We start from the raw sequence: 7,057 nt of genomic DNA on the forward strand, positions 1-7,057 counted from the left end.
CCTTCTGCTGGGCCTGGGCTCCGGCGCTGGCGCCCGGGCCGATGCGGCCGCCGATGCTGCCGCCTGGCCCGCCAAACCCGTGCGCATCGTCGTCGCCTTCGCGCCCGCTGGCGCCGCCGACATTCTTGCGCGCAGCCTGGGCGAGGTACTGCAGCGTGAACTCAAACAGCCCTTCGTCGTGGACAACCGGCCCGGCGCGGGCGGCAACATCGGCACCGACAACGCGGCCAAGGCACCCGGCGACGGCTACACGCTGCTGGTCGGCATAGACACGACCTTCACCGTCAATCCCTTCATCTACAAGAGCATGCCGTTCAAGGGCACGGACCTGCGTCCCGTGATGATGATCGCCTCGCAGGGAATGATGGTGGCCGTGAATCCCCGCACCGGCCTCAGGACGCTGGACCAGTTCATCGCCCAGGGCAAGAGAAGCGGGCTGACGCTGGGCTCGGCCGGCTACGGCACGCCGGGCCACCTGGCCTCGGCCATCCTCACCCATGCCACGGGCGCCAAGGTCAGCCACGTGCCCTACAAGGGCAACGCCCCGGCCAGCACGGCCGTGCTGGCGGGCGAGGTGGACGGCGGCATCATCAGCTCCTCGGCCATGCTGGGCCAGGTGGCGGCCGGCAAGGTCGTGCCGCTGGCCGTGACCACGCGCCAGCGCAACCCGCTGGTGCCCGGCGTGCCCACCGTGGGCGAGCTGGGCCACAAGGACCTGGAGCAGGAAGTGCTGTTCGCCCTGTGGGTGCCGGCCGCCACGCCCGAGCCGCTGGTCGCCAGGATCCAGTCCGCGCTGGAAAAGGCCATGAAGGATGCGGCGCTGCGCGAGCGCATGCGCGCCAACGACCTGTTCTACGAAGGCCTAACCGGCCCGGCCGCCGCCGAACGCATACAGGCGCTGGCCGACCGCTACCGGACCGTGATCCAGTCCACCGGAATGAAGATGGAATGAGCGCCGCCGCTTCCCGCCCACGACCCTGCACAGAGCGCATTTCCATGTCCCGTCCCAATATCCTTTTCATCGTGGCCGACGACCTCGGCTATGCCGACCTCGGCTGCTACGGCGGCCGCGCGGCCGACTTCGGAGCGGTGTCCCCGGTGCTCGACCGCCTGGCCGCCAGCGGCCTCAGGCTCACCCAGGGCTATGCCAACTCGCCCGTGTGCTCTCCCACGCGCTTTGCCCTGGCCACGGCGCGCTACCAGTACCGCCTGCGCGGTGCGGCCGAGGAGCCCATCAACAGCAAGACACGCGGCACGCCGCTGGGCGAGAAGCTGGGCCTGCCGCCGGACATGCCCACCGTCGCCTCCATGCTCAGGGATGCGGGCTACCGCACGGCGCTGATCGGCAAATGGCACCTGGGCTACCCGCCGCACTTCGGCCCGCTGCGCTCGGGCTACGAGGAATACTTCGGCCCCATGTCGGGCGGCGTGGACTACTTCACCCACCTGAGCAGCTCGGGCCAGCACGACTTGTGGGTGGGCGAGGAGGAACACCATGACGAGGGCTACCTGACCGACCTGCTGTCGCAGCGCAGCGTGGACTTCGTCCACCGCATGGCCCAAGGCGATGCGCCCTTCTTCCTGAGCCTGCACTATACGGCGCCGCACTGGCCCTGGGAAACGCGCGAGGACCGCAGCACGGCCGAGGCCCTGGGCGCAGGCATTGCCCACCTGGACGGCGGCAACATCCACCAGTACCGCCGCATGATCCACCACATGGACGAAGGCATAGGCTGGATCGTCGAGGCGCTGCGCGCCAACGGGCAGCTGGACAACACCCTCATCGTCTTCACCAGCGACAACGGCGGCGAACGCTTCTCCGACAACTGGCCCCTGGTCGGCGGCAAGATGGACCTGACCGAGGGCGGCATACGCGTGCCCTGGATCGCGCACTGGCCGGCCGTGATCGCACCGGGCCGCAGCAGCCCCCAGCACTGCATGAGCATGGACTGGTCGGCCACGGTGCTGGATGCCGCCGGCGTGCAGGCGCCGGCCGGCCATGCGCTGGACGGCGTCTCCCTGCTGCCCGTGCTGCGCGCCGAAGATGCCGAATTCCCGCGCACCCTGCACTGGCGCATGAAGCACCGCGGCCAACGTGCCCTGCGCGATGGCGACTGGAAGTACCTGCGCGTGGACGGCATCGACTACCTGTTCGACCTGGCCGCCGACGAGCGCGAGCGCGCCAACCAGGCAGTGCGCGCGCCCGAGCGTCTGGCCGCCATGCGCAGCGCCTGGGAAGACTGGAACCAGGGCATGCCGCCCATCCCCGAGGACGCCACGGTCAGCCTGGTCTCTTCGGCCCGGGACATGCCCCAGCGCTGAACCGCGCTCCAAGGGGAAAAACGAAGGCGCCGGCACTGCGGCACCCCATGCCCGACAATAGCGGCCATGCTTTTGACCGCGCCCCTGGTGTCCTCCACCCAAGCCCCGCTGGAGGAAACAACCGAATGGATCATTCCCTATGCCGGCGGTCCGTCCTCGGATGCAGCGGATGACGCTGCCGTCGCGGCCGTCTGGGGCGGACTGGAGCTGCCCCATCTCCAATCCCTGCTGGCGCTGATGCAGCCCGCGCCCGCACAGACCGGCACGGAGATGGATTTTTCTCCTCCCCACGAACGCGCCCTGGCGCGCTCGCTGGGCCTGCCCGATGCGCCGGGCCTGATTGCCTGGGCCGCCTGGCAGGCCGGTGAGACGGCACAGGCCTGCGCCTATGTCACGCCCTGCCACTGGCACATAGGCGCAGACCAGGTGCACCAGAGCGATCCCGCCACCACCCCCCTCAGCGATGAGGAATCCCGCCAGCTGCGGGCCCTGCTGGCGCCCTGGTTCGCTGACGACGGCATCGTGCTGGAGTACCAGCAGCCGCAGCGCTGGCTGGCGCGCGGTGCGCTGTTCGATGACCTGGCCACGGCCTCCATGGACCGCGTCATCGGCCGCGACGTGCGGCCCTGGCTGCCCGATGCGCAGCAGGCGCGCGCCCTGCACCGCCTGCAAAGCGAGGTGCAGATGCTGCTCTACACCCATGTCTTCAACGACGCCCGCGCCGCCCGCGGCCAGGTGCCCATCAACGCCTTCTGGGTCCACGGCGCCGGGCGCCTGCAGCCCGGCACGGCCACCGGCGCCAAGGCCGCCGTGCAATGCCTGGACGACCTTCACGCCGCAGCCCTGCAGGGCAACCCCGCTGCGTGGCGCGAGGCCTGGAAGGCGCTGGACGCCGGGCTCATCGCCCGCCTGCTGGAGCGCGTGCGCGCAGGCCACCCGCTCACGCTGACGCTGTGCGGCGAACGCCATGCCATCGCATGGAGCAGCCGCCCGCCGCGCTGGCTGGACAGGCTGACGGGCCTTTTCGGCCCCCGCGCCCTGCCCGACCTGGGCCGCATGCTCTGACACATTGCCCATGAAAATCATCCCCCGCGAGATTCCTGCACAGCAGGCCTGGGCACTGCGCCAGGCCGGCGTCCACCCGCTGCTGGCCCAGCTCTACGCCGCACGCGGCGTGTGCTCCGCCGACGAACTGGACGACACGCCTGCACGCCTGCTGGCCCCCTCCGGCCTGCTGGGCATGGAGGCCGCCGTGCAACTGCTGGCCGACGCCATAGAACGCGGCCTGCGCCTGTGCATCGTGGCCGACTACGACTGCGACGGCGCCACCGCCTGCGCCGTGGGCTGGCGCGGCCTGCGCATGCTGGGCGCGACCGAGGTCGGCTACCTGGTGCCCGACCGCGTGGTGGACGGCTACGGCCTGACGCCCCCCATCGCGCGCCGTGTCAAGGAAACCGGCGCCGACGTGATGGTCACCGTGGACAACGGCATTGCCAGCGTCGAAGGCGTGGCCGAGGCCAAGTCCCTGGGCCTGCAGGTGGTCGTCACCGACCACCACCTGCCCGGCAACCACCTGCCGCTGGCCGATGCCATCGTCAACCCCAACCAGCCCGGCTGCAGCTTCGAGAGCAAGTCCATGGCCGGTGTCGGCGTGATGTTCTACGTGCTGCTGGCCCTGCGAGCCGAACTGCGCGCGCGCGGCCGCTTCGACAAGACCAGCCAGCCCCGTCTGGAGGCCTTGCTGCCCCTGGTCGCCCTGGGCACCGTGGCCGACGTGGTGAAGCTGGACGCCAACAACCGCCGCCTGGTCGCCCTGGGCCTCAAGCAGATACGCCGGGGCCAGATGCAGCCGGGCCTGCAGGCCTTGTTCGACGCGGCCGGCCGCAAGGCCTTTGCGGCCACCACCTTCGACTTCGGCTTCGCGCTGGGTCCGCGCATCAATGCGGCCGGCCGGCTGTCCGACATGACCATCGGCATCGAGTGCCTGACCACGGACGATGCGGGCCGCGCCGCCAACCTGGCGCAGATGCTGGACGCCATCAACCGCGAGCGCCGCGAGCTGGAAGGCGGCATGCGCGAGCAGGCCCTGCTCATGGCCGAAGGCCTGTGCGAGGACGGCATGACGCCGCCGGCCGCCATCAGCGTGTTCGACCCCGACTTCCACGAGGGCGTGGTCGGCATCGTGGCCTCGCGCATCAAGGACCGCATGCACCGGCCCAGCTTCGTCTTCGCCGCCAGCGGCGCGCCGGGGCACGAGCATGAACTCAAGGGCTCGGGCCGCTCCATTCCCGGCTTTCACCTGCGCGACGCGCTGGACCTCGTATCCAAGCGCCACCCCGGCCTGCTGCTGCGCTTTGGCGGCCACGCCATGGCGGCCGGCTGCACCATTGCCGAGGCCGGTTTCGCGGTGTTCGAAAAGGCCCTGGCCCAGGTGGCACAGGAATGGCTGGACGCGGCCACGCTGACGCGCCGCATAGAGACCGACGGACCGCTGGACCCGGATTTCCGCAAGCCCGAAATGGTCGAGCAGCTCAATCTCGCGGTCTGGGGCCAGGGCTTTGCCCCGCCCACCTTCAGCGAACAGCTGGAAGTGCTCTCACAGCGCCTGGTCGGTGAAAAGCACCTGAAACTGCAATTGCGCCATCAGGGCGAAACCGTGGACGGCATCTGGTTCGGCCATACCGACCCGCTGCCGCCATCGGCCTGCATTGCATTTCGCATGGACATCAATGAATGGCGCGGAGAGCGCAAGGTGCAATTCCTGATCGAGGGCGTTCATTCGGACGTTTCCTAGAGATTCCACCGGCCCTTCACGGCGCCGCTCGGTTAATATCCCCGGTTTTTTGCAACAATTTATTGCAAATTCATTCCAAGAAAACCGGGGAAAAACTCATGACTTCTCGCCTGTGGCCTTGCACGGCCATTGCCATCACCCTGGCCGCCGGCCTTTCCGGCTGCGCCACCACCGAGCAATCGCGCACGCTTGAAACGGCCAAACCCGCTTCTGCATACAGCGCCTATCAAGGCCCGCGCAGCCCCATTTCCGTGGGCAAGTTCGACAACCGCTCCAGCTTCCAGCGCGGCATTTTCTCGGACGGAGTCGACCGCCTCGGTGGCCAGGCCAGAACCATCTTGGTAACCCACCTGCAGCAAAGCGGCCGATTCAGCGTGCTGGACCGCGACAACATGTCCGAGACCCGCCAGGAAGCGGGCTTCAACCGGCAGGAGCAGGCGATCAAGGGCGCCACCTACGTCGTGACCGGCGACGTGAGCGAGTTCGGCCGCAAGGTGGTCGGGGACCGCCAGTTCTTCGGCGTGCTCGGCCGTGGCAAGGAGCAGGTGGCCTATGCCAAGGTCAGCCTGAACATCGTCCGGGTGCAGACCTCCGAAGTCGTCTATTCGGTGCAGGGCGCAGGCGAATACAGCCTGTCGAACCGGGAAATCGTGGGATTCGGCAGCACGGCCGGCTATGACTCCACACTCAATGGCAAGGTGCTGGATCTGGCCATCCGCGAAGCCGTGGACAAGCTGGCGGCCGGCATGGACAGCGGTGCATGGAAGCCCGCGCAATGAAGCAGATTCCCCATTCGGCCGCAACCCTGGCTGCACTGGCCATTTGCGCCTCGTTGGCCGGCTGCGCCGCACCGCGCCAGCCGCTGTATGCCTGGAACGATTACCAGCCCCAGGTCTATCAATACCTCAAGGATGATGGAAGCACAGGCGCCGAGGACCAATTGCTCAAGCTGGAAGAAACCCGCCTGAAGGTGCAGGCCGAGGGAAAGGCTTTGCCCCCCGGCTATCGCGCCCATATGGCCATGCTGTATTCCCGGACCGGCAACAACGAAAAGACGGTGCAGCAATTGGCAGAGGAAAAGCAGCATTTCCCCGAATCCGCCAAGTTCATGGACACGCTGCTGCAAACTTTCACGGCCCGCAAGGATTGAGATGCGCCTGAGCACACACATCAAGACCCTGGCCCTGGCCATGACCGTCGCACTGACCGGGTGCGCCACCACTGCGCCCTATGACTATTCGGCACTGCGGGCATCCAAGCCTGCATCCATCCTGGTCATGCCCGCGCTGAACCAGTCGCCGGAAGTGAATGCGCCGGCCGGCGTGCTGTCGCAGATCACGCTGCCGCTGGCCGAGGCTGGCTACTACGTCCTGCCCGTGGCGGTCACCGAGGAAATGTTCCGCCAGAACGGCATCGTCAGCGCCGACGATGCGCAGGAACTGCCCGTGGCCAAGCTCCGTGAAATCTTTGGCGCCGATGCGGCCCTGTACCTGAACATCCGCAACTACGGCACCAGCTATGCGGTGATCAGCAGCGCCTCGGTGGTCACGCTGGACGCCAAACTGGTGGACCTGCGTACCGGCACACAGCTGTGGGACGGCAGCGCCACGGCCTCCAGTGCCGAAGGCCAAAGCTCGGGCGGCGGACTGGTCGGCATTCTGGTGACGGCACTGCTCAACCAGATCCTGGACACCATGAACGACCGCAGCGTGCAGATCGCCTCCATCGCCAACCAGCGCCTGCTGTCGCCCATGGCGCAGCGCGGACTGCTGCCGGGCCCGCGCTCGCCCGACTACGGCAAACCGCGCAACTGACGAAGGCCTGCAGGCCGGCGCACATGCACGCGCCGGCCTGCATCCCCGCTCCTCCCGCTAGAAGGTCTCCCAGTCGTCGTCCGCGCCGGCCTTGGCAGGTGCCCGGGCGGGCGCCTTGGCCACAGGC

At 68.3% G+C, this 7,057-nt stretch carries 7 protein-coding genes; all 7 read left to right on the forward strand.

What is annotated here, in order from left to right:
* Positions 1-952 (forward strand): tripartite tricarboxylate transporter substrate binding protein (locus L995_RS25945; protein WP_047474180.1); only part of this gene is annotated, 952 nt, incomplete at its 5' end.
* A gap of 44 nt (positions 953-996) precedes the next feature.
* On the forward strand, positions 997-2,322 hold the full coding sequence (locus tag L995_RS25950) for a sulfatase family protein (protein ID WP_047474181.1): 1,326 nt from the start codon (positions 997-999) through the stop codon (positions 2,320-2,322).
* 66 nt (positions 2,323-2,388) lie between these two features.
* Complete coding sequence (locus tag L995_RS25955) at positions 2,389-3,387, forward strand: phosphoglycerate mutase (protein WP_047474182.1); 999 nt, start codon at positions 2,389-2,391, stop codon at positions 3,385-3,387.
* A 10-nt stretch (positions 3,388-3,397) separates the two neighbouring features.
* A complete protein-coding gene (gene recJ, locus L995_RS25960; protein WP_047474184.1) occupies positions 3,398-5,116 on the forward strand; it encodes a single-stranded-DNA-specific exonuclease RecJ in 1,719 nt (572 codons plus the stop codon).
* A 98-nt stretch (positions 5,117-5,214) separates the two neighbouring features.
* Positions 5,215-5,895, forward strand: a complete 681-nt coding sequence (locus L995_RS25965; RefSeq protein ID WP_016445723.1) for a CsgG/HfaB family protein — start codon at positions 5,215-5,217, stop codon at positions 5,893-5,895.
* Complete coding sequence (locus tag L995_RS25970; protein ID WP_016445722.1) at positions 5,892-6,266, forward strand: DUF4810 domain-containing protein; 375 nt, start codon at positions 5,892-5,894, stop codon at positions 6,264-6,266. The genes L995_RS25965 and L995_RS25970 overlap by 4 nt, the downstream gene beginning before the upstream one ends.
* A gap of 1 nt (position 6,267) precedes the next feature.
* On the forward strand, positions 6,268-6,930 hold the full coding sequence (locus tag L995_RS25975) for a DUF799 domain-containing protein (RefSeq protein WP_017407772.1): 663 nt from the start codon (positions 6,268-6,270) through the stop codon (positions 6,928-6,930).
* The last annotated feature ends 127 nt before the right edge of the window (positions 6,931-7,057 follow it).

Source organism: Delftia sp. ZNC0008, from assembly GCF_000799035.1.
GTDB classification, from domain to species: Bacteria; Pseudomonadota; Gammaproteobacteria; order Burkholderiales; family Burkholderiaceae_C; genus Comamonas; species Comamonas tsuruhatensis.

Bases quoted from the DNA above. Each gene is read 5' to 3' on its own strand.
- L995_RS25950 (WP_047474181.1), top strand. From the start codon at position 997: ATGTCCCGTCCCAATATCCTTTTCATCGTGGCCGACGACCTCGGCTAT.
- L995_RS25955 (WP_047474182.1), top strand. From the start codon at position 2,389: ATGCTTTTGACCGCGCCCCTGGTGTCCTCCACCCAAGCCCCGCTGGAG.
- recJ (WP_047474184.1), top strand. From the start codon at position 3,398: ATGAAAATCATCCCCCGCGAGATTCCTGCACAGCAGGCCTGGGCACTG.
- L995_RS25965 (WP_016445723.1), top strand. From the start codon at position 5,215: ATGACTTCTCGCCTGTGGCCTTGCACGGCCATTGCCATCACCCTGGCC.
- L995_RS25970 (WP_016445722.1), top strand. From the start codon at position 5,892: ATGAAGCAGATTCCCCATTCGGCCGCAACCCTGGCTGCACTGGCCATT.
- L995_RS25975 (WP_017407772.1), top strand. From the start codon at position 6,268: ATGCGCCTGAGCACACACATCAAGACCCTGGCCCTGGCCATGACCGTC.